Annotated in this window: 24 protein-coding genes; 9 read left to right on the top strand and 15 right to left on the bottom strand. The window is 72.0% G+C overall.

The genetic code is table 11. From position 1 onward, the window contains the following. Positions 1–12: 12 nt before the first annotated feature. The gene (gene hrpB, locus IEX89_RS05030; protein WP_188910280.1) at positions 13–2484 is read right to left on the bottom strand and encodes an ATP-dependent helicase HrpB; all 2472 of its coding nucleotides are present in this window, start codon (positions 2482–2484) and stop codon (positions 13–15) included. A 127-nt stretch (positions 2485–2611) separates the two neighbouring features. On the opposite strand from hrpB, the gene IEX89_RS05025 reads away from it, so the two are divergent. Next, positions 2612–3205, top strand: a complete 594-nt coding sequence (locus tag IEX89_RS05025; protein WP_188910278.1) for a hypothetical protein — start codon at positions 2612–2614, stop codon at positions 3203–3205. A gap of 187 nt (positions 3206–3392) precedes the next feature. On the opposite strand, the gene erpA is transcribed toward IEX89_RS05025, so the two are convergent. Continuing rightward, entirely contained in the window at positions 3393–3719 is a 327-nt protein-coding gene (erpA, locus tag IEX89_RS05020) for an iron-sulfur cluster insertion protein ErpA (protein ID WP_188910276.1), read from the bottom strand. 80 nt (positions 3720–3799) lie between these two features. Here erpA and IEX89_RS05015 point away from each other — a divergent pair, with 80 nt between their 5' ends. Further along, positions 3800–5014, top strand: coding sequence for a deoxyguanosinetriphosphate triphosphohydrolase (locus tag IEX89_RS05015; RefSeq protein WP_188910274.1), 1215 nt, complete (start codon positions 3800–3802; stop codon positions 5012–5014). Between the two features lie 11 nt (positions 5015–5025). Then, positions 5026–6888, top strand: a complete 1863-nt coding sequence (locus tag IEX89_RS05010; protein ID WP_188910272.1) for a bifunctional 2',3'-cyclic-nucleotide 2'-phosphodiesterase/3'-nucleotidase — start codon at positions 5026–5028, stop codon at positions 6886–6888. A 123-nt stretch (positions 6889–7011) separates the two neighbouring features. Here IEX89_RS05010 and cydB read toward each other — a convergent pair whose 3' ends face one another. From cydB to IEX89_RS04995, 3 genes are all read right to left on the bottom strand, one after another. Continuing rightward, complete coding sequence (gene cydB / locus IEX89_RS05005) at positions 7012–8055, bottom strand: cytochrome d ubiquinol oxidase subunit II (RefSeq protein ID WP_188910270.1); 1044 nt, start codon at positions 8053–8055, stop codon at positions 7012–7014. Between the two features lie 13 nt (positions 8056–8068). Beyond that, entirely contained in the window at positions 8069–9520 is a 1452-nt protein-coding gene (locus IEX89_RS05000) for a cytochrome ubiquinol oxidase subunit I (RefSeq protein WP_188910268.1), read from the bottom strand. 183 nt (positions 9521–9703) lie between these two features. Then, positions 9704–11251 (bottom strand): phospholipase D-like domain-containing protein, encoded by a 1548-nt coding sequence (locus IEX89_RS04995; RefSeq protein ID WP_188910266.1) that lies wholly within the window; start codon positions 11249–11251, stop codon positions 9704–9706. 201 nt (positions 11252–11452) lie between these two features. Here IEX89_RS04995 and IEX89_RS04990 point away from each other — a divergent pair, with 201 nt between their 5' ends. After that, positions 11453–11995 carry a hypothetical protein gene (locus IEX89_RS04990; protein ID WP_188910264.1) on the top strand — a complete coding sequence of 181 codons (543 nt, stop codon included), beginning with the start codon at positions 11453–11455 and terminating at the stop codon, positions 11993–11995. Positions 11996–12050: 55 nt separating this feature from the next. On the opposite strand, the gene IEX89_RS24225 is transcribed toward IEX89_RS04990, so the two are convergent. Next, positions 12051–12212 (bottom strand): hypothetical protein, encoded by a 162-nt coding sequence (locus tag IEX89_RS24225; RefSeq protein WP_210317580.1) that lies wholly within the window; start codon positions 12210–12212, stop codon positions 12051–12053. A 171-nt stretch (positions 12213–12383) separates the two neighbouring features. Here IEX89_RS24225 and purS point away from each other — a divergent pair, with 171 nt between their 5' ends. Together purS and purQ are read left to right on the top strand one after the other, a co-directional pair. Next, positions 12384–12623, top strand: coding sequence for a phosphoribosylformylglycinamidine synthase subunit PurS (gene purS, locus IEX89_RS04985; RefSeq protein ID WP_188910972.1), 240 nt, complete (start codon positions 12384–12386; stop codon positions 12621–12623). Then, complete coding sequence (gene purQ, locus IEX89_RS04980; protein ID WP_188910262.1) at positions 12623–13309, top strand: phosphoribosylformylglycinamidine synthase subunit PurQ; 687 nt, start codon at positions 12623–12625, stop codon at positions 13307–13309. Before purS ends, purQ begins: the two co-directional genes overlap by 1 nt. A gap of 31 nt (positions 13310–13340) precedes the next feature. Here the strand turns inward: purQ and IEX89_RS04975 are convergent, their stop codons facing one another. The 8 genes from IEX89_RS04975 to ftsE form a co-directional block, all read right to left on the bottom strand. Beyond that, on the bottom strand, positions 13341–14168 hold the full coding sequence (locus IEX89_RS04975) for a carbohydrate kinase family protein (protein WP_188910260.1): 828 nt from the start codon (positions 14166–14168) through the stop codon (positions 13341–13343). 2 nt (positions 14169–14170) lie between these two features. Next, complete coding sequence (locus IEX89_RS04970; protein ID WP_188910258.1) at positions 14171–15013, bottom strand: carbohydrate ABC transporter permease; 843 nt, start codon at positions 15011–15013, stop codon at positions 14171–14173. Next, positions 15006–15893, bottom strand: coding sequence for a carbohydrate ABC transporter permease (locus tag IEX89_RS04965; RefSeq protein WP_188910256.1), 888 nt, complete (start codon positions 15891–15893; stop codon positions 15006–15008). The genes IEX89_RS04970 and IEX89_RS04965 overlap by 8 nt, the downstream gene beginning before the upstream one ends. Then, positions 15893–17155, bottom strand: coding sequence for an extracellular solute-binding protein (locus tag IEX89_RS04960; RefSeq protein ID WP_188910254.1), 1263 nt, complete (start codon positions 17153–17155; stop codon positions 15893–15895). The genes IEX89_RS04965 and IEX89_RS04960 overlap by 1 nt, the downstream gene beginning before the upstream one ends. Positions 17156–17295: 140 nt before the next feature. After that, a complete protein-coding gene (locus tag IEX89_RS04955) occupies positions 17296–18063 on the bottom strand; it encodes a lysophospholipid acyltransferase family protein (RefSeq protein WP_188910252.1) in 768 nt (255 codons plus the stop codon). A gap of 57 nt (positions 18064–18120) precedes the next feature. Beyond that, the gene (locus IEX89_RS04950) at positions 18121–18807 is read right to left on the bottom strand and encodes a YdcF family protein (protein WP_188910249.1); all 687 of its coding nucleotides are present in this window, start codon (positions 18805–18807) and stop codon (positions 18121–18123) included. A 184-nt stretch (positions 18808–18991) separates the two neighbouring features. Continuing rightward, on the bottom strand, positions 18992–20038 hold the full coding sequence (locus IEX89_RS04945; RefSeq protein ID WP_244645099.1) for a cell division protein FtsX: 1047 nt from the start codon (positions 20036–20038) through the stop codon (positions 18992–18994). An 8-nt stretch (positions 20039–20046) separates the two neighbouring features. Further along, positions 20047–20712 carry a cell division ATP-binding protein FtsE gene (ftsE, locus tag IEX89_RS04940; protein WP_188910968.1) on the bottom strand — a complete coding sequence of 222 codons (666 nt, stop codon included), beginning with the start codon at positions 20710–20712 and terminating at the stop codon, positions 20047–20049. 144 nt (positions 20713–20856) lie between these two features. Here ftsE and IEX89_RS24345 point away from each other — a divergent pair, with 144 nt between their 5' ends. The 3 genes from IEX89_RS24345 to IEX89_RS04925 are packed head-to-tail and all read left to right on the top strand — an operon-like array spanning position 20857 to position 22677. Further along, the gene (locus IEX89_RS24345) at positions 20857–21684 is read left to right on the top strand and encodes a zinc-ribbon domain-containing protein (protein WP_188910248.1); all 828 of its coding nucleotides are present in this window, start codon (positions 20857–20859) and stop codon (positions 21682–21684) included. A 15-nt stretch (positions 21685–21699) separates the two neighbouring features. After that, the gene (gene hpt / locus IEX89_RS04930; RefSeq protein ID WP_188910246.1) at positions 21700–22263 is read left to right on the top strand and encodes a hypoxanthine phosphoribosyltransferase; all 564 of its coding nucleotides are present in this window, start codon (positions 21700–21702) and stop codon (positions 22261–22263) included. Between the two features lie 48 nt (positions 22264–22311). Next, positions 22312–22677, top strand: coding sequence for a response regulator (locus IEX89_RS04925; protein WP_188910244.1), 366 nt, complete (start codon positions 22312–22314; stop codon positions 22675–22677). A 22-nt stretch (positions 22678–22699) separates the two neighbouring features. Here IEX89_RS04925 and IEX89_RS04920 read toward each other — a convergent pair whose 3' ends face one another. Next, on the bottom strand, positions 22700–22957 hold the full coding sequence (locus IEX89_RS04920; protein ID WP_188910242.1) for a hypothetical protein: 258 nt from the start codon (positions 22955–22957) through the stop codon (positions 22700–22702). Between the last annotated feature and the right edge of the window lie 48 nt (positions 22958–23005).

The raw sequence follows: 23005 nt of genomic DNA, 5'->3' as shown, positions 1-23005 counted from the left end.
CGTCCGAGGCGGTCACGTGCCGCGCGGCTTGGCGCGCGTGGTCGGCGCGGCGCTCGCGGGATCCTCGGGCCAGGGGTGCTTGGGGTAGCGTCCGCGCATCTCGGCGCGGACCTCGGCCCAGGAGCCGCGCCAGAAGCCCGGGAGGTCGCGGGTCACCTGGATCGGGCGATGGGCCGGCGAGAGCAGCTCGAGCACGAGCGGGCGGCGTCCGCCGGCGAGGGAGGGGTGTGTCGAGAGCCCGTAGAGCTCCTGCACGCGGATGGCGATCGAGGGCTCCTCGCCGTCCCAGTCGACGGCGACCGACGAGCCGGTGGGCGCGCGCCAATGCGTCGGCGCCTCCGCGTCGAGGCGCCGGGCGAGATCCCAGGGCAGGAGCGCGCGCAGGCCCTCGATCAGGTCTCCCGGCTCGATCTGCGCGAGCGCCGTCTTTCCCGCGAGCATGGGCGCGAGCCAATCCGCGATCGTCTGCGTCAGCGCCGCGTCCGAGACGTCGGGCCAGGGCTCGCCCTCCGCGGCGCGCAGGAAGGCCATGCGCCGGCGTAGCTGCGCCGCCCCCTTCGACCAGGGCAGCGCGTCGAGGCCGAGCCGCGCGACGCCGCGGGCGAGGATCTCCGCCGTCTCTGGCGCGGCGGAAAGCGAGATCGGCCGCTCGGACAAGACGACGGAGCCCAGCCGCCGCACGGCGCGCCCGCGCACGGCCCGCGCCTTCGCATCGAAGGCGACCTCGTCGCGAGAGACGATGCGCTCGGCATGGAGCGCCTCGATCTCGTCGGGCGTGAGCGCCGCCGCGGCCAGGACCCGGGCGTTGCCCGCCGCGCCCGCGATCTCGGCCACCGAGAGGAGCGGCTCGCGGGCGAGCGCGAGATGCGGCTCCAGCGCCGCGCCGCGACCGTTGGCGAGGACGACCTCGCCGGGGCGTCCGCGGGCGCGCGCGATGCGGTCGGGATAGGCCAGGGAGACGAGCGCGCCGATCGACAGCCCGTGCGCCTCCCGCGGCGCCACCCCGCTCGTCGCCTCGCGGGCCCAGCCCTCGGCGAGGCGGCGCATGTCGGCGGCGCGCCCGCCACGCTCGCGCACGAAACGGTCGAGGCGATGGGAGAGATCGACGTCCTCCCCGCCGAGCCCGCGCTCGACGAGGAGCGCGGCGACCTGCGCCGCACGTGCCGCTTCTCCCGCGTCCGCGGCACGGATCAGCATGGCGGCGAGCCGCGGCGGCAGCGGAAGCGCCCGCAGGCGCGCGCCGAGGGGGGTGAGGCGGGCATCCGCGTCGAGGGCGCCGATCTCGGAGAGCAGCGCACGCGCCTCCGCCAGAGCGGGCGCCGGCGGCGGATCGAGGAAGGCGAGCGAGGCGGGGTCCGTGACGCCCCAGGCGGCGCAATCGAGGACGAGGGAGGAGAGGTCGGCGGCCAGGATCTCGGGCGTCGAGAAGGGCTGGAGCGCTCCGGTGCCTGCTTCCTCCCACAGGCGATAGCAGATGCCGGGCTCGGTGCGCCCCGCGCGCCCGCGCCGCTGGTCGGCGGAGGCGCGCGAGACGCGCACCGTCGCGAGCCGGGTGAGCCCCACGGCCGGCTCGTAGACCGGCACGCGCGAGAGCCCCGAATCGATCACGACCCGCACGCCCTCGATGGTGAGCGAGGTCCCCGCGATTGCCGTGGCCAGCACGACCTTGCGCCGCCCGGCGGGAGCGGGCGAGACCGCGCGATCCTGCTCGGCGCGCTCCAGCGCCCCGTAGAGCGGCGCGATCTCCACCGCGGGATCGCGCACGCGCTCCGCGAGCAGGGCCGCGGTACGGCGGATCTCGGCCTGGCCGGGCAGGAAGACGAGGAGCGAGCCGGCTTCTTCCGCGAGCGCGCGCACGACGACGCTCGCGATCGCCTCCTCGATGCGCTGGCGCGGATCGCGGCCGACGTGACGGGTCTCGACGGCGAAGGCGCGGCCCTCGGACGAGACGACCGGCGCCTCGTCGAGGAGCGCCGCCACCCGTGCGCCGTCGAGCGTCGCCGACATGACGAGGAGGCGCAGGTCCTCGCGTAGCCCCGCTTGGGCGTCGCGCGCGAGGGCGAGGCCGAGATCGGCGTCCAGCGAGCGCTCGTGGAACTCGTCGAAGAGCACCGCTGCGACGCCCTCCAGTGTCGGGTCGTCGAGGATCATGCGGGTGAAGACGCCCTCGGTGACGACCTCGATGCGGGTGCGGGCCGAGACCTTGGTGCCCAGCCGCACGCGCAGGCCCACCGTCTCGCCGACCCGCTCCCCCAGCGTCTCGGCCATGCGCTGCGCCGCGGCGCGCGCGGCGAGGCGGCGGGGCTCGAGCACGATCAGCTTGCCGCCCGCGGTCCAGGGCTCGTCGAGGAGGGCGAGGGGCACGCGCGTCGTCTTGCCCGCGCCGGGCGGCGCCACGAGGACGGCGCTCGACCGCTCGCGGAGCGCTCGGTCGAGGTCGGGCAGGGCCGCGTCGATGGGCAGAGGCGTGTCGAAGGCGCGCATGGCGCGGTGATGGCGCGGCGGGCGGCGGGGATCAAGTGGCGCGACCGCGTGGCAGCGCCGGAGCCTGTCGTCGCCGGCTCCGCCGCGTGCTATATGCTCGGGCAATCTCCCATGGAGCGAAAGGCGTATGAAGGACCTTCGGCGTCTGCCCCTGTCCCAGGTGAAGGGCCCCACCGGCGTCGACGGCGTCCGCCCCGGCGACCGGCAGGATATCGACGAGCGCGAGGCAGCGCGCGCCTTCCAGCAGGCGCTGCGGCACGAGTACCTGGATCATCATCTCGTCAAGCGGCGTGCGCGCGACGTGGTCGTCGGCTTCGAGGAGCGGGTGATCGTCTCCGGCGAGCGGGCGGCGGAGACCATGTCCTACCTCGAGGACCTCGTGCGGATCTCGCCCACCTTCCGCGGGGTGATGGATGCTTCGCTCGCGCAGAACGACACGATCTGGATCCGCGTCGGCTGGGGCGGCGGCTATTCCTGGGCGACGATCGGCGCTCAGGACGAGAAGGTCTACATCAACCTCGAGCAGGGCGATCTCCTCGACCTCCTCATCCACGAGTGCGGGCACGCGCTCGCGAAGCTGGAGGACGGCCCGCTCGGCGGCTTCGGCCCCAACCAGCGCTTCCAGGCGGTGGTCAAGCGCGAGATGGAGATGGCCGGCGCGGAGCTGAAGGCCTACGGGCTCGAGGTCCGCCAGGAGCCGGGGCCGATGCGCGAGGGGTGAGGGCCGCTTCCCTCCCTGTAGGGGAGGGGAACGCCGCCGGAGGCGGCTAGGGGTGGGGTCCGTCGCCTGCCGGCGAAGCGCCGCATTCGGCTCGCCGAACACGCGTTGCGCGTGCGCCATCCGTCACCGGCTTTCGCCGGCGCCAGCTTCCCCTATAGGGCCAGCTTCCCCTATAGGGAAGGAGACTTCAGATCGTGAAGCTCACGCCGCAGCCGCAGCTCGCCTGGGCCTGGGGGTTCTCGATCTTGAAGGACTGGCCGATCAGGTCGTCGACGAAGTCGATGACGGCGCCCTCCATGTATTGCAGCGACATCTCGTCCACGAGCACGCCCGCCCCGTCGCGCTCGACGACGACGTCGTCGTCCTGGCGCGCGGCGTCGACGTCGAAGGCGTACTGGAAGCCCGAGCAGCCGCCGCCCTGGACGGAGATGCGCAGCATCGAGCCTGCGGGCTCGTCCTTCATGATTTCGGCGATGCGGCGCGCCGCGCGCTCCGTCAGCTCGATGCCGGCCATCTCGTCTCGTTCCTCGAACTTGCCAAAGCCATTGCCCGGAATGTAAGTCGAGGAGGATCGCACCGCAACGGGGAGGGGTCATGCGCTCGGGCGGCGACAGGTGGCGGGCCCCATGGGCCTGCGATCCCGGCGCGAGCCGCGGGCGCCAGCACGGGGCGAGCGCGTCGCCGACGCGCTCGGAATTCCAGCGCGACCGCGACCGCATCATCCATTCCTCGGCCTTCCGACGCCTCAAGCACAAGACGCAGGTCTTCGTCTTCCACGAAGGCGACCATTTCCGCACGCGCCTCACGCACACGATCGAGGTGGCGCAGATCGCCCGTGCCATCGCCCGCTCGCTGGGCCTCGACGAGGATCTGGCGGAGGCGCTCGCGCTCTCCCACGATCTCGGCCACACGCCCTTCGGGCACACCGGCGAGGACGCGCTCGACGACCTGATGGCAGGCCATGGCGGCTTCGACCACAATGCGCAGGCGCTGCGCATCGTCACGCGGCTCGAGCGGCGCTACGCCGAGCACGACGGGCTCGACCTCACCTGGGAGACGCTCGAGGGGCTCGTGAAGCACAACGGTCCCCTCGTCGACGAGGCCGGGCGCCCCCGCGAGCGCTACGCCGCCCACGGCGTGCCGGGTGCGATCCTCGATTTCGACCGCGAGTTCGGCCTGGAACTGTCGACCCACGCCTCCGGCGAGGCGCAGGCCGCGGCCATCGCCGACGACATCGCCTACGACGCCCACGACATCGACGACGGCCTGCGCGCGGGGCTGTTCTCGGTGGACGACCTGAAGGCGATCCCCTTCCTGGCCGAGCTCCTGGCGGAGGTGGACGGGCGCTATCCTGGTCTCGAGACGCCGCGGCGCATCCACGAGCTGGTGCGGCGCGTGATCACGCGCATGGTCGAGGACGTGATAAACACGAGCGAGGGCCGCCTCGCCGAGGCCGCGCCGCAGAGTGCCGAGGACGTTCGCCGCGCCGGGCGCACGCTGGTGGGCTTCTCCCCCGCGATGGCGGCGGCGGACCGGGCGATCAAGGGCTATCTCTATCCCAACATGTACCGGCATCCGAAGGTGAAGGCGGTGCGCGCCGACGCCGATCGGATCGTGCGCGACCTGTTCGCGCGCTTCACCGCCGAGCCCGCGGCGATGCCGGAGGAATGGCGCGCCGGGCTCGACGGCGCCGAGGAGGGGCGCATCGCGCGGCGCGTCGCCGACTACATCGCCGGCATGACGGACAGCTACGCGCTCACCGTCCATAGCGCGCTGTTCGGCACGACGCCGAACCTGAAGCTCCGCTGAGGCGCCCCCGCATGCCACGCCTGCGCCTCGTCGCGACCTCCGATCTCCACGCCCACGCCCAGCCCTGGGACTATCTGCGGGACCGCCCCAACCCGCGCACCGGGCTCGTCGCGGCCGCAGCCGCGATCGCGATCGCGCGCGAGGAGGCGGCGCGCGACGGGGCGGCTGTCCTCCTCGTGGACAACGGCGATCTCCTGCAGGGCGCGGCGCTCGGCGATCTCGTGGGGAGCGCCGGGCTCGGCCCCGGCGAGAGCCACCCGATGATCGCCTGCCTCGACGCGCTGGGCTGCGACGCGGCGGGGCTGGGGAACCACGAGTTCAACTACGGCCTCGCCTTCGCCGAGGCGGCCTACGGGCGCGCCTCCTTCCCGGTCGTATGCGCCAATCTCGCGCGCGCGGACGGGTCGGCGCTCCTTCCCGCCTTCACGATCCTGGAGCGCGCCGTGCCCGGCCTCGCGCGCAAGCTTCGCGTCGGCGTCACCGGCGTCGTGCCGCCGCAGGTGCTGATGTGGGACAAGGCGCTCGTCGGCGACGAGCTTTGCGCCGAGGACATGGTGGACGCGCTGGCGCGCACCGTGCCCGCGATGCGCACGGCGGGCGCGGACCTCGTGATCGCGCTCTGCCACGCGGGCATCGCGGAGGGGCCGCGCGTGGGTGGCGAGGAGAACGCGGCCCTGTTCGTGGCGCAGATCCCCGGCATCGACGTCGTCGTCGCGGGCCATCTCCACCGCGTCTTCCCGGGCGGGCGCGACTTCGCCCACATTCCGGGCGTCGACGCCGATGCCGGCCGGCTGCACGGCGTGCCGGCGGTGATGCCGGGCTTCTACGGCTCGCATCTGGGCATCGTCGATCTCGATCTGGAGATGACGGGAGAGGACGGCATCCGCGTCGCCGCCGCGCGTTGCGAGGCCCGTCCCGTTCCGCCGCTCGCCGAGCCCGCGCCGCCCGCGGCGGCGGCGCTCCTCGACCTCACGGCGGACGTCCACGCCCGCACGCTCGCGCATGTCCGAAAGCCGGTGGGCGAGACGCGCGCGCCCATCGACACCTATTTCACGGCGCTCGGCGAGGATCGCGATCTCGCGCTGCTGTGCGCGGCGCAGGAAGCTTTCGTGCGTCGGGCGATCGCCGGGAGCGACCTCGCGGCGCTGCCGCTGCTCTCGGCCGCCGCGCCCTTCCTCGCGGGCGGTCGCAACGGGCCCGCGGGCTACGTCGACATTCCCGCCGGGCCGCTGGCCATGCGTGACCTCGCGGCGCTCTACCCCTATCCGAACGCCGTGTGCGCCGTGCGGCTCACCGGGGCGCTGGTGGTCGCCTGGCTCGAGCGGGCGGCGGGGCTCTTCGCGACGATCGACCCGCACGCCGCGGGCCCGCAACGCCTCGTCGATCCGCTCTTCCCCTCCTACCATTTCGACATGATCCGCGGGCTCGCCTACACGATCGACCCGACCGTGCCCTCCCGGTTCGACCGCGACGGGGATCTCCTGAACCCGGACGCGCGGCGGGTGCGCGACATCGCCATCGACGGGCGCCCTCTGCGCGAGGTCGACGTCGTGCTGGTGGCGACCAACACCTACCGCGCCGGCGGGGGCGGGCGCTTCTGCGGCGGACGGCTCGAGACGGTCTTCACCTCGACGACGCTGGTGCGCGAGGCGCTCCACGCCCACGTCGAAGCCGAGATCGCCCGATCCGGCGCGCTCGCGCTGGAGGAGCGCCTCGCCTGGCGCCTCGCCGATCTGCCCGATACGGCCGAGATCCTCTACGCCACCGGTCCCGGCGCGCGGGGGCGCGAGCCCGCGGACCTCGTGCTGGAGGATCGCGGGCTCGACGAGCGGGGGTACCGCGTCTACCGCCATCGCGGACGGCGCGGGCCCTGACGCACCGTCCTCACACGCCGACGATGATCGCGCGAAGGCCGTAGACGACGGCCATGAAGACCGCGCCGCCGGCGACGTAGAGCCCCACGAACCAGGCGATCCGGCGTCTCGTCTCGGCGCGCATCAATGGTATCCGCTCTCTTCGAGCGTCTCCGCGACCTTGCCCCGGAAGACCCAGTAGACGTAGACCGTGTAGGCCAGGATCACCGGGATCACGATGGAGAACCCGACGAGCGCGAAGAGCTGGCTGTTGACCGTGTTCGCCGCCTGCCAGATCGTGATCGAGGGCGGCACGATGTAGGGGAAGAGGCTCACGCCCAGCCCCAGGAAGCCGAGCAGGAAGAGCGCGATCGTCAGGAAGAAGGGCGGGTAGTGCCGCCCGTTCTCGAGCGTGCGCCAGATCATGAAGGCGACGAGCGCCGTCAGAAGCGGGATCGGCGCGAGGTAGAGGATGTTGGGCATGGCGAACCAACGCGCCTCGATCTCGACGCCGAGGAAGGGCACCCACACGGACACGATCGTCATGGCGAGGATGGTACCGAGAAGGTAGCGCTTGGCCTTGCGCCGGGCCCAGAGCTCGAGGTCGCCCGTCGTCTTCATCACGATCCACGTCGCGCCCAGAAGCCCGTAGCCGGCGACGAGGCCCACGCCCGTCATCATGGCGAAGGGCGTCGCCCAGTCGAACGTGCCGCCGGCGAACTCGCGCCCCGTCACCTCGAAGCCCTGCACGAAGGTGCCGAGCACGACGCCCTGGGCGAAGGTCGCGACGATCGAGCCGTAGTGGAAGGAATTGTCCCACAGGAACTTCGAGGCGTCCGCCTTGAAGCGGAACTCGAAAGCCACGCCGCGGAAGATCAGCGCCAGCAGCATCACGATGATGGGGATGTAGAGCGCCGGCATGAGGAGCGCGTAGGCGAGGTGGAAGACGGCGAAGAGCCCGCCGCCGCCGAGGATGAGCCAGGTCTCGTTCCCATCCCAGATCGGCGCCACCGAGATCATCATCCGGTCGCGCCAATTCTCGCGCTGGGCGGGGCGGAAGAGGATGCCCACGCCGAGATCGAAGCCGTCCATGATGACATACATGATCACGGCGAGCGCGATCAGCCCCGCCCAGATCAGCGGCAGCCAGAGCGCGAGGCCGTTGAGGCCGTCGGCATATCCGTACATGTCTGCCTCTCCTCTATTCGGCGGGGGTGCGGGCGCGGTCGCCCTCGCGATCGGGCAGGCGCTCCTCGGCGGCGGAGAAGGGCCGCTTGGGGCGCTCGGCCGCGGTCTGGCCGGGCATGACCTCGTGCTCGTCCGGCCCGCGGCGCAGGAGCTTGAAGAGGTAGTAGGTGCCCGCCGTGAAGACGATCGCGTAGACGACGAAGAAAGCCACGAGCGAGCTCGCCACCGCGCCGGTGGTGACGGGCGAGACCGCGTCGATCGTGCGCAGGAGCCCGTAGACCACGTAGGGCTGGCGGCCGATCTCGGCGGTGAACCACCCCGTCAGCACGGCGATGAAGCCCGACGGCAGCATGGCGACGCACGTCCACAGGAAGGCGGGGCTTTCCGCGAGGCGGCCCTTGAGGCGCAGGTACACCGACCAGATGCCGACGAACAGCATCAGCATGCCGATCGCCACCATGACGCGGAAGGAGTAGAAGACAGGCCAGACCGGCGGGCGCATCTCCGGCGGCACCTCCTTCAGCCCCGGCACGACGCCGTCCCACTCGTGGGTGAGGATCAGCGAGCCGAGCTTGGGGATGCCGATCTCGAAGCTGTTCTCCTCCGCTTCCTCGTCGGGAATGGCGAACAAGAGCAGCGGCGCGCCGGCCTGCGTCTCCCAATTGCCCTCCATCGCGGCGAGCTTGGTGGGCTGGTAGGCCAGCACGTTGAGGCCATGGAGATCGCCCAGGAAGATCTGCACGGGGGCGAAGATCGCGGCGAAGGCGGTCGCCATCGACAGCGAGCGGCGCGCGCCCTCCATCCGGAGCGTCTGACCCATGGCGAGCCCCTGCCTACGCCCGCGCAGCAGCATGTAGGCGGACATCCCCGCCACCGCGAAGGCGGTGGTCAGGTAGCAGGCCATGACCATGTGGGCGAAGCGGTTGGGGAAGGACGGGTTGAAGACGATCGCGAACCAATCGACCGGGACGGCGACGCCGTTCTCGATCGCGAAGCCCGCTGGCGTCTGCATCCAGGAATTGGCGGACAGAATCCAGAACGCCGACATCAGCGTGCCCAGCGCCACCATGCAGGTGGCGAAGAAGTGCAGCTTGTCGCCGACCTTGTTCCAGCCGAACAGCATGATGCCGAGGAAGGCCGCCTCGAGGAAGAAAGCGGTGATCACCTCGTAGGCGATGACGGGCCCGAGCACGTTGCCGGTGAAGTCCGAGAAGCCCGACCAGTTCGTGCCGAACTGGTAGGACATCACGATGCCGGAGACGACGCCGAGCCCGAAGGAGACGGCGAAGACCTTCACCCAGAACTTGTAGAGGTTCTTGAAGACCGGGTTGCCCGTGCGCAGCCACCGGAATTCCAGCGCCGCGAGCCAGCTCGCGAGGCCGATGGTGAAGGCCGGGAAGATGATGTGGAACGCCACCGTGAACGCGAACTGGATCCGCGACAGGATGAAGGCGTCGAATTCCATGGGGTTCCCCTCACGTGCTCGACGGCGCACGCCCGGGATGGGGCGCGCGAGGACGAACGCGACGCGTCGGGGGCCGCATCCGCGTGTCTGCCGAACGACGCTGGGGAGGCGTCGGTTCCTAGCGTGGCCGCGCGACCGTCGGACGCGCGGCCGAACGGCACGCGCTTCGGGGCCGTTCCTCCCTCAGTCCGGTCGGCGCAGGCGATCGAGCAGGCGGCGCGTCTGCGCGGCGAGGCGCTGCTCGGCGAGGCGCACGCGCCTGCGTCCGCGCACGAGGCGGATGAAGAGCGCGAGCGCGATCCAGCCGAGCGTGACGGAGACGGTGAAGCCGAGGATGCCGGGCCACAGCGCCACGGCGACCGCCGCCACCGCCGCCATGGCGGCGAGCGTCGCGGCCGACGCCGCCTCGAGCCGCGAGAGCGGCTTTCGTTGGGCGATCGCCGAGACGACGACGCGCCCGATGGAGGCCGCGCTCTCCCGCCAGCGCCCTTGCGCGAAGCGGCGCGCGAGGCTGCCCGAGCGCGCATCGAGGGAGACGGGCCGCGGCAGGGCCGGCGCGCCGCGCTTGTCGGCGAGCACGATCTCGGTGGCGCCCGCGAGATCCTGCGCGAACATCGCCTCCATGGCGGCGCCGAAGCCGGGATCGTCGACGACGACGTCGAGCTCGTAGTTCCCGAACCAGCTCGCCGGGTTGAGGTTGGTCGAGCCCACCCGCGAGAGCCGGCCGTCGAACACGGCCGTCTTGGCGTGGAGCATGGGCCCGGTCCACTCGTAGACGCGCACGCCCCCCTCGATGAGCTCGCGATAGGCGGTGCGCACGAAGGCGGGCAGCGTCGGCACGTCGTTGGCGCCGGGCACGAGCAGGCGCACGTCGACGCCGCAGCGCGCGGCGTCGAGGAGCGCCTCGCGATAGGCGCGGGTGGGGAGGAAATAGCTGTCCGTGAGGAAGGCGCGCGAGCGTGCCGTGGCGAGGGCGAGGAGATCGAGCCGATAGAGCCGCCGGTCTCCCGGGCGGCCGTGGGCGATGCGGACCGGCACCGCATCCGGTGGCGCGAACGGCGAGAAGTCGCCGACGTGGACCTCTCCCCCATGCGCGGGCGTGGCCGCATTCTCGGGGAGCGGCGGGTCGTCGTCGCCCTCGGCCTCCGCCCAGGTCTCCGCGAAGGCGGCGTCGAGCCCCGCGACCGCGGGACCGGCGAGCGCGATGCCGGTGTCGCGCCAGGGCGCGACCCCGTCGCGGCCGGTCCAGTGGTCGGAGACGCACAGGCCCGAGACGAAGCCGCGCGTGCCGTCGACGGTGAGGAGCTTGCGATGATCGCGCACGAACCAGTGCGGCCGCGAGGGCCGCAGCGGCCCGTAGACGCGCACCGCCACGCCCGCCTCGCGCAGCGCTCGCCGGTAGCCGCGCGAGCTGCGCGCCGCCGAGCCGAGCCAATCGTAGAGGAAGCGCACGCGCACGCCGGCGCGGGCGCGCTCCATCAGCGCCTCGGCGAAGACGCGGCCGGTCTCGTCGTCGGCGACGATGAAATTCTCGAAGTCGATCCGCTCCCGCGCGCCGCGTATCGCCGCGAGCCAGGCGGGGTAGTTCTCGCCGCCGTCGCGCAGGAGCCGCAGGTCGTGCGCCGGCGCGCCGGGATCGGCGAGGACGCGGCCGAGCGCGTCGGCGAGGCCGACGGCGGGCCAGGACGACCCGACGGGAGGGACGGAGGAGATCACGCTGGCGTCGTCCATGGGAGTTCTTCCGGCACCGCGCGCCCGCGGCTCTTCCCATAACGCGCGAGAGGCCCGCCGGGTCTCACCCTCGTGGTCTCGCTGTGCCGGCGCTCGAGCCATCGCCTCGCGCGACCGTGTGACGCGCGCGCCCCGCGCGACGGGAAAAGCGCCCGCCCGCTCTGGCGGTCGGTGCGCGAGCGTGCTTTCGTCCCGGGCACCATGCCGCGTTTCCGACTCACCCCTCTCGCAGCGGGCCTCGCCCTTCTCGCCCTCGCGGGATGCATCGCGGGCCCGCGCCTCGTCGCGGGCCTTCCCGACGAGGGCGGCTGGCTCGTGCTGCCGGTGCAGAACTGGGCGGCGGTCGAGCGCGGCGAGCCCGAAGGCGTCGCCGCCTGCCTGACGGACGAGTGCCCGGAGCGGCTGATGGTCTCCGTCCTGCGCCTGCGGGGCGAGGCCGCGGCGGAGGTGCGCGCCGTCCTCGCCGATCCCCAGCGCCTCGCCCGCTTCATCGCCGAGCGCGATCGTACGGACGAGAACGAGGAGCGCCGTGGGATCGAGACGCGCATCGAGACGCGCCCGCTCGCCGTCGGCGGCCTGCGCGGCTTCGCCGTGACCATCGGCGCCGCCGCGACGGGCCGCGTCGCCCACGGCGCGACGCTCGCCCGCGAGGAGGGCCGCGAGGTACGCCTCGCCCTCGTCGTCGGCGACGACGCCGCCGCCGTCGAGGCCGCCCTGCGTCAGGTGGCCGAGGAGGCGTTCTAGAGGGTGGCTGATCCCCCAGCGCAGGGCCGTCAGGCGGCCTCTCGGAGGAGGCGTTTCACGTGCTCCGGGTCTTCTTGCGCCCAGGTTTTCGGCCGCGCGCTCCGTCATCCGGAGCTTTGGCGATCGCATGCAGCCTCTCGGGAGGGGTCTCCCCCCGAGCGATGTCGATCGCTTCGCGCAAGCCCTCCGCGATCTTCTCGAAGGCGCGCCGTGCCATGTGCCGCTCCTGCCCGACGAACTACACCGCTCCCCCAGCGCCCCGAGGATACCGCCTCTCGCGAAAGGCTGCGACCATCATTTGCCGACGAGCACGACCTCGCCCTTGCCCTGCGAGCCGGCGCGCTCTAAGCCGTCCTCGACAGACCGCAGGATCAGGACCCGCGCAATGATGAAGGCCCGCGTCACCGTCACCCTGAAGACCGGCGTGCTCGATCCGCAGGGCAAGGCCATCGAGGGGGCGCTCGGCTCGCTCGGGATCGAGGGCGTCGCCTCCGTGCGGCAGGGCAAGGTGTTCGACATCGAGCTCGACGCCGGCGACGAGGCCTCCGCCAAGGCCGCGCTGGAGCGCGCCTGCGAGCGGCTCCTCGCCAACACCGTCATCGAGAACTACCGGGTCGAGCTCGTCTGATGCGCGCCGCGATCGTCGTCTTCCCCGGCTCCAACCGCGACGCGGACATCGAGCGGGCGCTCGTGCGCGCGGGTGCGCAGACCGTGCGCGTCTGGCACGCGGAGCCGGAGCTTCCCGCGGGCGTGGACCTCGCGGTACTGCCCGGCGGCTTCTCCTACGGCGACTACCTGCGCTGCGGCGCCATCGCCGGGCGCGCGCCCGCGATGGAGGCTGTGCGCCGGCACGCGGAGCGCGGCGGCCTCGTGCTCGGCGTGTGCAACGGCTTCCAGATCCTGTGCGAATCGGGGCTCCTGCCCGGCGTGCTCATGCGCAACGCCAACCTGCGCTTCCTCTGCCATCGCCAGCATCTGCGGGTCGAGCGCACGGACACCGCCTTCGCCTCCGCCTACGCGAAGGGCCAGGCGATCGACGTGTGCATCGCCCACGGCGAGGGCAATTACTTCGCCGATCCGGATACGCTCGCGCGGCTCGAGGACGAGGGGCGCGTCGCCTTCCGCTATTGCGATGCGGACGGCTCGTTGACGAAGGACGCCAACGTCAACGGCTCGATCAACGCCATCGCCGGGATCTACTCGCAGAACCTGCGCGTGCTCGGCATGATGCCCCATCCCGAGAACCTCGTGGACGGCCTCGTCGGCGGCACGGACGGGCTCGGCCTCTTCGAGAGCCTCGCCAAGGCCGCCTGACGCGGGCGGGCCGACGCGGGCGGCCCGAAACTCACCACGACGTGCGCGCCTCGAGCAGGAGCGCCGTGCCCGCGGAGGCCTCGGCGCAGGCGTCCGCGACGGCGCGCCCGCGGGCCAGCGCCAGCACCAGCGCGCCCGCGAAGAAATCGCCCGCTCCCGTCGTGTCGAGCCCCGAGATGGGCCGCACCGGCACCTCCGCCGCGACGCCGTGGGCGTCGAGGACGCGGATCGGGCGCGGGCCGTCGGTGAGGACGAGGCGCTCGACGCGCCCGCCCGTCGCCCTCGCCGCGGCGCGCCACACTTCATCCGGCGCGACGTCGGGGCGCTCGTCCGCCGAGGCGATCACGAGAGGCGCGGGATGCGTCGCCTCGGCTTCGCGCCCGCCATGGACGAGGGGCAGCTGCGCGAGGATCGGCCCGCCGGGGCGTACGAGCGCGGGCGCGTGCGTCGGCATCGGCGCGTGCGTGTTGACGTAGAGGCCGTCGAAGGGCGCCGTGCTCGCGTCCGGCCAGGTCGCGGCGGCGCCGGCGCCGGGCTCGAACAGGATCGTGCGTCGCCCGTCCGGCTCGACGAGGATCTCGAGGGGCGTCGTGCGGGGATGATCGCGCACGATCGTCTCCGTGCGGATCTCCCGCGCGCGGACGTCGGCGAGGAGCTGGTCGCCGCGCGCGTCGGGCGCGATGCGCGCCGAGAGCACCGCCTCCCCGCCGAGCCGCGCGATCGCGGCTCCCGCATGATACCCCGCGCCTCCGGTCCGCTCCGTCACCGAGGCGAGCGGATGCCGGCCTCCCGGGCGAAGCGCCTCGCGCAGGACGAGGACCCGATCGCAATTGGCGTTGCCGACGACGAGGATGCGCATGCTCACCTGTTCGCGAAAGCCCGCTCGATGGAGCGCCGTGCGACGAGGAAGACGACGAGGACGGGCAGGATGGCGAGGCTGTTCACCGCCATCAAGGGCCCCCAGCTCGATTGTGCGCCTTCGATGTCGGAGAACAGCGCCACGCCCACCGCCAGCGTCTTGTTCTCGACGCTCGCGAGCGTGAGCTGGCCCCACAGGAAGATGTTCCAAGCACCGAGGAAGGCGAAGGCCGCGAGCGCGGGCACGACGTGCGCGACGTTGGGAAGGGCTATGTCGACGAACTGGCGCAGGAAGCCCGCCCCGTCGAGGCTCGCCGCCTCGAACATCTCGGGCGGCAGCGCCTTCATCGCCTGCCGGAAGAAGAAGACGTAGAAGCCGATATAGGGGATCGAGGGCACGATCAGCGCCGGCAGCGTGTCGACGAGGCCGAGCCGCACGACGGCGAGATAGGTCGGTACGATCACCATCACCGTCGGGAACGCCATGGTCACGATCACGAAGCCGAAGGCGGCGTCGCGCCAGCGGTGGCGCCCCCGGGCGAAGGCGTAGGCCGCGGGAAGCGACAGCGCGAGCTTGCCGGCGGTGACCGCCGCCGCCGCGAGCAGCGAGTTCCACAGCCAGCGCCAGATCGGGTAGGCCTCGCTCGCGGCGGCGAAGTTCGCGAGCGTCGCCTGCTCCGGCCAGAGCCGGAAGGGGCGCGCGAGGATCAGGTCGTTGGGCGTGAAGGCTGCGGCGAGCATCCAGACGAGCGGGAACAGCGTCGCCGCCGAGGCGATGGCGAGCGCGCCGTGGACGAGGAGGCGCGCCGTGCGCCGGCGGCGTTCGGCGGCGGCGACCTCACGCATAGGTCACCCGCCGCTCGACGAAGCGGAACTGCACGAAGGTGAGCAGCGCCACGATGGCGATCGTGACGAGCGCGACGACGCTCGCCTGCCCGAACTGGAAGAAGACGAGCCCCTTCTGCCAGAGGAGATAGGGCAGGTTCGTCGTGCGCTCGAAGGGCCCGCCGCCGGTGAGCACGTCGATGATGCCGACGATGTCGTCGAGCGTGGTGAAGACGGTGGTCACCAGGATGAAGAAGGCGGTGGGGGAGGCGAGCGGGATGTCGATGTCGCGCACCCGCCGGAAGAAGCCCGCGCCGTCGATGCGCGCCGCCTCGATCTGCTCCCTGGGGATCGTCATCAGGGCCGCGTACCAGAGCACGAGGTTGAGCCCGAAGGTCTTCCAGAAGGTGACGACGCAGACCACCCAGAGCGCCGCGCGCGCATCCGTGTGCCAGCGCGACGGAGGCAGGCCGATGGCGATCAGCATCTCGTTGAGGACGCCGTTGATCGGGTTGAGAAGCGGCAGCCAGACCGCGCCGGCGACGGAGAAGCTCACCAGCGTCGGCGCGAACAGGCATGCGTAATAGACGGGTGCGAGCCGCGAGCCCGCGATCTCGCGCAGGCCGAGCGCGAGGAGGAGCGGGACGACGACCTGCGCCGGGACCAGCACGAGGCAATAGACGAGCGTGTTCCAGGCGGCGACCCGGAAGGCGGGATCGCGCCAGACGGCCTCGATGTTGGCGAGCCCCGCATAGGAGAACGCGCGCGTCGCGGGGTGATAGTCGAGCACCGCGAGGAGGCCCGAGGCCGCGATCGGCAGGTAGAGGAAGACGGCGACGGCGAAGAATGCGGGGGCGACGAGCCCCGCCGTCTGCAGGCTTCCGCCGTGGGCGCCGCGCATCAGGCGGAGACGAGCGCGGTGATCTCGTCCTGCGCCCGCGCCATCGCCTCCGGGATCGGGTCGACGCGCTCGAGCATGCGCGAGACCCAGTTGCGCCAGGCGTTCTGCGCCTCGAAGCCGCGGGTGCCGGGCCAGATCGTCTCGGCGGTGAGCCCGTCGGCGAGCTGCGCCTGCGCCGCCGCGATCAGCGGCGTGACCGGCGGGATCTCGTGGATCGAGGAATTGAGGTAGCCCACGCCCGACCAGAGCTCCTGGCCCTCGCGCGAGGCGCAGAACTCGAGGAAGCGCATCGCCGCCTGCGCCTGCTCCGCATCCTGCGCGTAGACGCCGAGGAAGTTGCCGCCGCTGTTCATGCGGCGCTCGCGACCCGGCACGCCGGGAAAGCGCGTCGTCGCCACCTCGAACGGCGCCGATTGCGGGTACGCGATCACGCGCGTCGAGCTCGTCGTGACGATGGAGAGCGCGCCGGAGACGAAGGCGGCGTCCTGCTCGCGGCTGCCGACGGGGATCCACAGGCCCTCGTGCGCGGGCGCGCAGAACAGCTCCATGCCGGCGATGGATTCCGGACGGTCGAGACCCACCGTGCCGGTCTCGTCGATGACGGCGCCGCCGGCGTTCTGGACGTAGGACTGGCTCGTCCACTCGTTGTTCGACAGCGAGAGCGCCGAGCGGAAGGTCGGATGCGCGCCGCCGCCGAGCGCCGCGTCGAGGGCGCGGGCGCGCTCGTAGAGCCAGTCGGTGTCGATGGTCTCGGGGATCGTCTCCTCGAGCCCGGCCGCGCGCCAATGCTCCATGTTGATGAAGGTGATCGGCGTCGACATCGCCCACGGCACGCCGACGAGCGCGTCGTCGACGGTGACGAGGGGATGGACCGAGGGAACGAAGTTGGCGATCAGCGCCTCGGCGGCGTCGGCGTCGATCTCGCGCAGGTCCCGGGCGCCGAGCGTGCGCTTGGCGTAGTAGCCGAACTTCCAGCCGGTGGTCATCAGCGCCGGAGGGCGGCCGGCGGAGATCGCGGCCAGCGTCTTGGCGGTGGCCTCCTCGTAGTTCCCGTCGAACTGGTTCACGGCCTCGACGCCGAGCTCCTTCGCGTTGAAGGCGTCGACCACGGCCTGGAAGGCGGTCTCCGGCCCGAAGTTCGAGGAGATCACGATGCGCGCGTCGCTCGCGCGCACGGCCTCGGCGCGCAGGATCGCGGGTGCGGCGACGCCGGCGGCGAGACCGGCGAGGAGCGAGCGGCGGGTGAGCGGGAGCGTCTTCACGGGCGAGGCCTCCTGTCTGGCGGACGGCCTCACCTCTAGCGTCCATCGGCAACGTTAATATGACAATAATTTATAGCTAGCTCATCATTCAATGCATGAATGTATCGCGAGCATCGCCCCACCCGAGGTGACGCGGAGCGTCAGGTCCGCGGCCGCTCGTCGACCGTCCCGGGCGAGCCCTCTTGAGCGAGCTCGGCGCGGCCTTCGGCGAGGAGGCGGTTCGAGGCCGCCTCGATCGTCGCCTGCAGCTCGGCGAAGAAGACCTCCTTCGGCTTGCCCGGCAGGATCGGCGGCATGACCTCGACGACGATCGTGCCCGGGCGGCGCAGGAACTTGCGGCGCGGCCAGTAGAGGCCTGAATTGAGCGCGATGGGCAGCACCGGCGCGCCGAGCCGGTCGTAGAGGTGCACGATCCCCCACTTGTAGGCCGGCTCCGCGCCGGGCGGGCGTCGCGTGCCCTCGGGAAAGAGGATGATCTGGCGCCCGTCGGCGAGCGTGCGCTCCGCGGCGACGGCGAGATCGGCGAGCGCGGCGGAGCGGCCCTTGCGGTTGATCGGCACCGAGCGCGCCTTCCAGGCGTACCAGCCGAAGAACGGGATCCACATCAGCTCGCGTTTGAGGACGAACGCAGGGTCGTCGAGGATGACGAGGAGCGCGAAGGTCTCCCACAGGGACTGGTGCTTCGACGCGACGAGCATGGCTCCCGGCGGGATGTTCTCGAGCCCGCGCCACTCGACCTTCGTGCCCGCGACGACCCGCAGCAGCCACAGGGAGGAATGCGCCCAGACCCGCGCCACCTCCCGGAAGGCGCCGCGCGGCATGGCGAGCGTCGGCAGGATCACGATCATCCAGACGATCAGGTTCACGTAGTAGAGCGTGTTGAAGGCGAGCGAGCGCAGGACGAGCATCGGGAGCTTTCGAGCGGGTGCGGGTGCGCCGCTCTTCTAGCCCCTCGCGCCGGCGAATCAAATCGCCGCGGCGATCGCCGGTGCGCTCGGGCGCTGGAAGCCGCTCATCATGTGGGCGGCGGGCGAGCGCTCGGGGTCGCCCTCCACGGCGGTGCGCAGCCACACGGCGATGAACTTGAGGTACTCGATGCCGAGCAGCCGCGCCGCATTGGGATCGCGCCACCATTCGTCGGTGTCGAGGCCGGCGGGCGCGACGGCGTAGGGAACGAGGACGAGGTCCGGCAGCGCGTTCTCGAGCTCGAGCAGCGTGCGCGGCATGTGGTAGTTCGAGGTGACCACGATCAGCGAGGAAAAGCCCCGCTCCTCGGCCCAGCGGCGGGTCTCTATCGCGTTGCCGATCGTGTTTCGGGCGCGGTGGTCGAGATCGACGCAGCAGCCCAGGAGGTCCTCGCGGCCGGGATTGAGGCGAGCGATCTCCTCCACCGTCGTGGTCTCGTGCACGCCCGAGATGAGCAGCCGCCCGCCCTTGCCGCGGGCGAGGAGGTCGAGAGCGTCGGTGACGCGCTGGGAGCCGCCGGTGAGCGCCACGATGGCGTCGGCGCGCTCGGGCTCCACCATGTGGCGCTCGAGCGTCGCGGCGAAGACGAGAAAGCCGAGGCCGACGACGAGGGCGCCCAGGAACGCGCCACCGACGAGCGTCCCGGCGAGCCGGCGCGCGAGCGAACGACGCGGGCGAGGCTTCATCAGAGCCGTCTCCCCCCCGTCGAGGATTTCAGCGGACGCCGGGCCCGCGGCAGCCATGCGCGTGTGTCGAGCCATGTCACCGCACGAGGATAGCCTCGATTGCGGCAGCCCGGTGACCACCCTGCGGCTTTCGCGCGAAGCCGTGCCGGCGCGCTCATTGCCGGCGCGCTCATGGCCGACGCAATCATTGCGACGCGCCCGCGAGCATGCGCTTCACCGACAAACCCGAGACGATCGCGGTGACACCCGAGACCGCGAGCGCGATGACGACGATGACGGCCGCCCCCCGCCAGCCGACCTCGAAGCCGCCGAACAGCGCCTCGATCTGATCGCCCGCGGGCGAGGCCCGCCAGGAGGCGGAGAGCCGGCCGAACAGCGCGAACAGGAGAACCGCCAGCCCGCCGCCGATCGCGGCGCCCTTGAGCCCCATGCGCAGGAAGCGGTTCTGGAACTCGCGGGCGATGAAGCCGTCGTCGGCGCCGACATAGTGCAGCACCTCGACGATCTCGCGATTGCCGGCCATGGCGCCGCGGGTGGCGAAGGCGACCGCGAGACCCGCGGCGACGAGGACGAGCACGACGAGCGCGACGCCGACGGCGACGACCGTGTTCGCCATGGCGGAGAGCCGCGCGATCCATTGTCCGTGATCGTCGAGGCTCGCGCCGGGTATGTCGGCGAGCGCGGCGCGCAAGGCGGTGAAGTCCGGGTCGGCACCGGGCTCGAGGCGAACCACGACGAGGCGCGGCACCGGCAATTCCCCCAGATCGAGGCCGGCGCCGAGCCAGGGCTCGAGCAGCTGCGCCGATTCCTCGGCGCTGTAGGGCTCCGCCGCCGCGACGCCCGGCGTCTCGCGCGCCAGCGCGGCCGCCTGGGCGACCAGCGCCTCGATGTCGATCTGCGCGCGCGGGCGGATCTGGATCGTCGCCTCGCGCGCGACGCTCGCGCGCCAGGCCGAGGAATTGGCCGCGACGATCTCGGCGGCCCCCGCGCACAGCGCCGCGAGGAAGGTGAGAATGGCGATCACCGCCATCAGCGCGCGGCTCGCGGCGGAATCGACCGGCACGAGGGGCGCGTCGCGCGTCAGCGCCGGCGTCGCGACCGAGGAGGGCTCGATCACCCGGGCCTGCGGCGCGCCGTGGCCGATGTCGAGGGGCGTCTGGCGGGGATCGGAGGCGTCGAGCGGGTCGAGGGCGTCCTCCTCGAACGGGTCGGGCGTGTGCGTGCGGCGCATGCGTCGTCCTACTCGTCGATGAGGAGATGGCCGTCGCCGAGCACCAGCCGGCGCGCGTCGACGAGATCCATCAGGGTGAGGTCGTGGGTGGCGATGACGACCGAGGTGCCCAGCCGGTTGAGCTCGATGAACAGCCGCAGCAGCCGCCGGGCGAGGCCGGGATCGACGTTGCCGGTGGGCTCGTCGGCCAGCAGCAGCTCGGGCTGGGTGATCAGCGCCCGCGCGATCGCCGCGCGCTGCTTCTCGCCACCCGAGAGGACCGGCGGCATCACGTGCATGCGACGCCCGAGCCCCACCCAGTCGAGGAGCTCGGTCACCTCGGCGCGATAGCTCGCGTCCTCGCGCCCCTGCACGCGCAGCGGCAGCGCCACGTTCTCGTAGAGGGTGAGGTGGTCGAGGAGGCGGAAGTCCTGGAAGACGACGCCCATGCGTCGCCGCAGCCCCGTGAGCCCCTCCTTGTCGATGCGGCTCACCTCCTCGCCGAAGATGGTGACGAGCCCGCGCGTCGGCGCGATCGACATCAGCATGAGGCGCAGGAGCGTCGTCTTGCCCGCGCCCGAAGGCCCGGTGAGGAACTGGAACGAGCGCGGGCCGATGGAAAAGGTGAGGTCGCGCAGGATCTCTGGGCCGAGCCCGTAGCGCACGCCCACGTTCTCGAAATGCACGACGGGAATGTCCTCCGCATCCGTGTCGAGGAGCGGCGGCGGAGCATCGTCGTCGAGATCGTCGAATTCGTCCTTCACGCGCCCTTAACCGAAACGCTCGCCAATGGGAGGGCCGCACCCGCACCGAGCGGGGCGCGCCCGACCTGATTCGCCATGCTGATCACCTGTCCGTCCTGTGCAAGCGAATACGTCATCGACCCGGCGCATTTGAGGCCGAACGGCCGAACGGTGCGCTGCGCGTCGTGCCGCACGACGTTCTTCGCCGAAGCCGAGCCGGAGACGGACGAGCTGATCTACGACGCGCCCGAGATCGAGGACGATGCGGCGGACGCCGCCGCGGGGCTCGGCCAGAACGACATCGACGCCGCCTTCGCCATGGCGGAGGCGATGGAAGGCGGGAAAGACGACGAGGATCCCGACGGGCCCGATCTCGTGGTCGACGCGCAATCGCGCCGCTCGCGGCCATCCGTCGCGGCGGCGCGCGGGAAGATCGGGGCGAAAGGCGCCTCCGTCCTCGCGGGCCTGCGCGCGCGCCTGCGCCCGGCGCCGATCGCTGCGGCCGTCGTCGTCCTCGCGCTCGCCGGCGTGCTCGTCGCCCGCGAGAGCGTCGTGCGCGCCGTGCCGTCCACGGCGGGGCTCTTCCGCATGGTGGGGCTCGAGGTGAACCTCGCCGGCGTCGCCATCGCCGAGGTGGTCTCCACCCGCTTCGAGGAGGGCGGGCAGCGCGTGCTCGAGGTGCAGGGCGTCCTCGTCAACGTGACGGGAGAGGCGCGCCCGGTGGCGCCGCTCGCCTTCTCGCTGCGCGACGCGACGCACACGGCGCTCTATTCCTGGACCGTCGAGCCGCCCCGCGGCGATCTCGCGCCGGGGGAAAGCGCGCCCTTCCGCGCGCGCCTCGTTGCGCCGCCGGCCGAAGCGCGGCAAGTATTGGTCAGATTCGCGCCCGTTTCCCAGGCCACCGTCGCCGGGACGAGCCCCTGACGAGAAGGTCCCATCATGCCCGAGACACGCGTGCGCGTGCTGTTCGACGAGGAGACGATCGCCAAGCGCTGCGAGGAGCTCGCCGCCGAGATCGTCGCCGCCGCGCCGAAGGACCTCCTGGTCGTCGCCGTCCTCAAGGGAAGCTTCATGTTCGCCGCGGACCTGATCCGCGCGCTGCATCGCGTCGGGCTCCAGCCGCAGGTGGAGTTCATGCACCTGTCGAGCTATCGCGCGGCGACGGTGTCGTCGGGCCAGGTGACGATCCTGCGGGACGTCGAGAGCGCCATCGAGGGGCGCGACGTGCTGCTCATCGACGACATCCTCGAATCCGGCCGCACCCTCGTCTTCGCCAAGGACCTGCTCGCCGCCCGCGGCGCGCGCCGGGTGCTCTCCACGGTGCTGCTCGAGAAGCCGGGCAAGCGCGCCGTGCACATCGACGCCGACTTCGTCGGCTTCCGCTGCCCCGACATGTTCGTCGTCGGCTACGGGATGGACATCGCGCACTCCTATCGCCAGCTTCCCTTCGTGGGCGTGATCGACACCGCCTCGAGCGCGCCCGACCTGTTCGAGCCCAAATGACGGCCCGGGCGTGACGCGACACCGAGAGAAGAACACACGAGGCCTGCCATGGCGATGATCCTGCTCGTCGACGACGAGGAGCCGGTGCGCGGCTTCCTCAAGCGCGGCCTCGAGCTCGACGGCCATTCCGTCGAGACGGCCGAGAACGGCGCGGACGCGCTCGAGATGCTCGTGGCCGAGGGCGCCGCCTACGACCTCCTCGTCACCGACATCCGCATGCCGATCATGGACGGCATCGCGCTCGCCCTCTCGGCCAAGCGCGAGCGCCCGGACCTGACGATCCTCCTGATGACGGGCTACGCCGAGCAGCGCGAGCGCGCCCGCAACCTCGACGCCATCGTCACCGACGTCCTGACGAAGCCGTTCTCGCTGCAGGACGTGCGGGACGCGGTGGCGAAGGCTTTGGCGGGGTGAGAGGACCGGCTGAGCCGCCTCCTCAATGCCGCGGAGCCGTCGAGAACCCTCCGGAGCGGATGCGGTCGACGAGGCTCTGGGCGTAGTCCGCCGCCGCGTCCTCGCCGTAGGTGGAGACGAGCTCCTCGAAGCCGGAGAAGATCGCCGCGTGCGCCAGGCAGTCGGGGTCGAGCCCTTCGAGCCGGCCTTCGGCGAAGGCTTCCGCCAGGAGGTCGAGCGCGAACCGCTTCTCCGCGGCTGCGAGCTCGTCGTGTTCGTCGTGTCTCGGTTGTTGATTCATTGCCCGTCCGGTCCCGCTCCCGCGCGGTATCGAGGGGACCCTATGAGA

The organism is Salinarimonas ramus (genome assembly GCF_014645695.1).
GTDB lineage: Bacteria > Pseudomonadota > Alphaproteobacteria > Rhizobiales > Beijerinckiaceae > Salinarimonas > Salinarimonas ramus.
The sequence above is the reverse complement of the archived record's forward strand: the minus strand, read 5'-3'. Positions and strand labels throughout refer to the sequence as shown.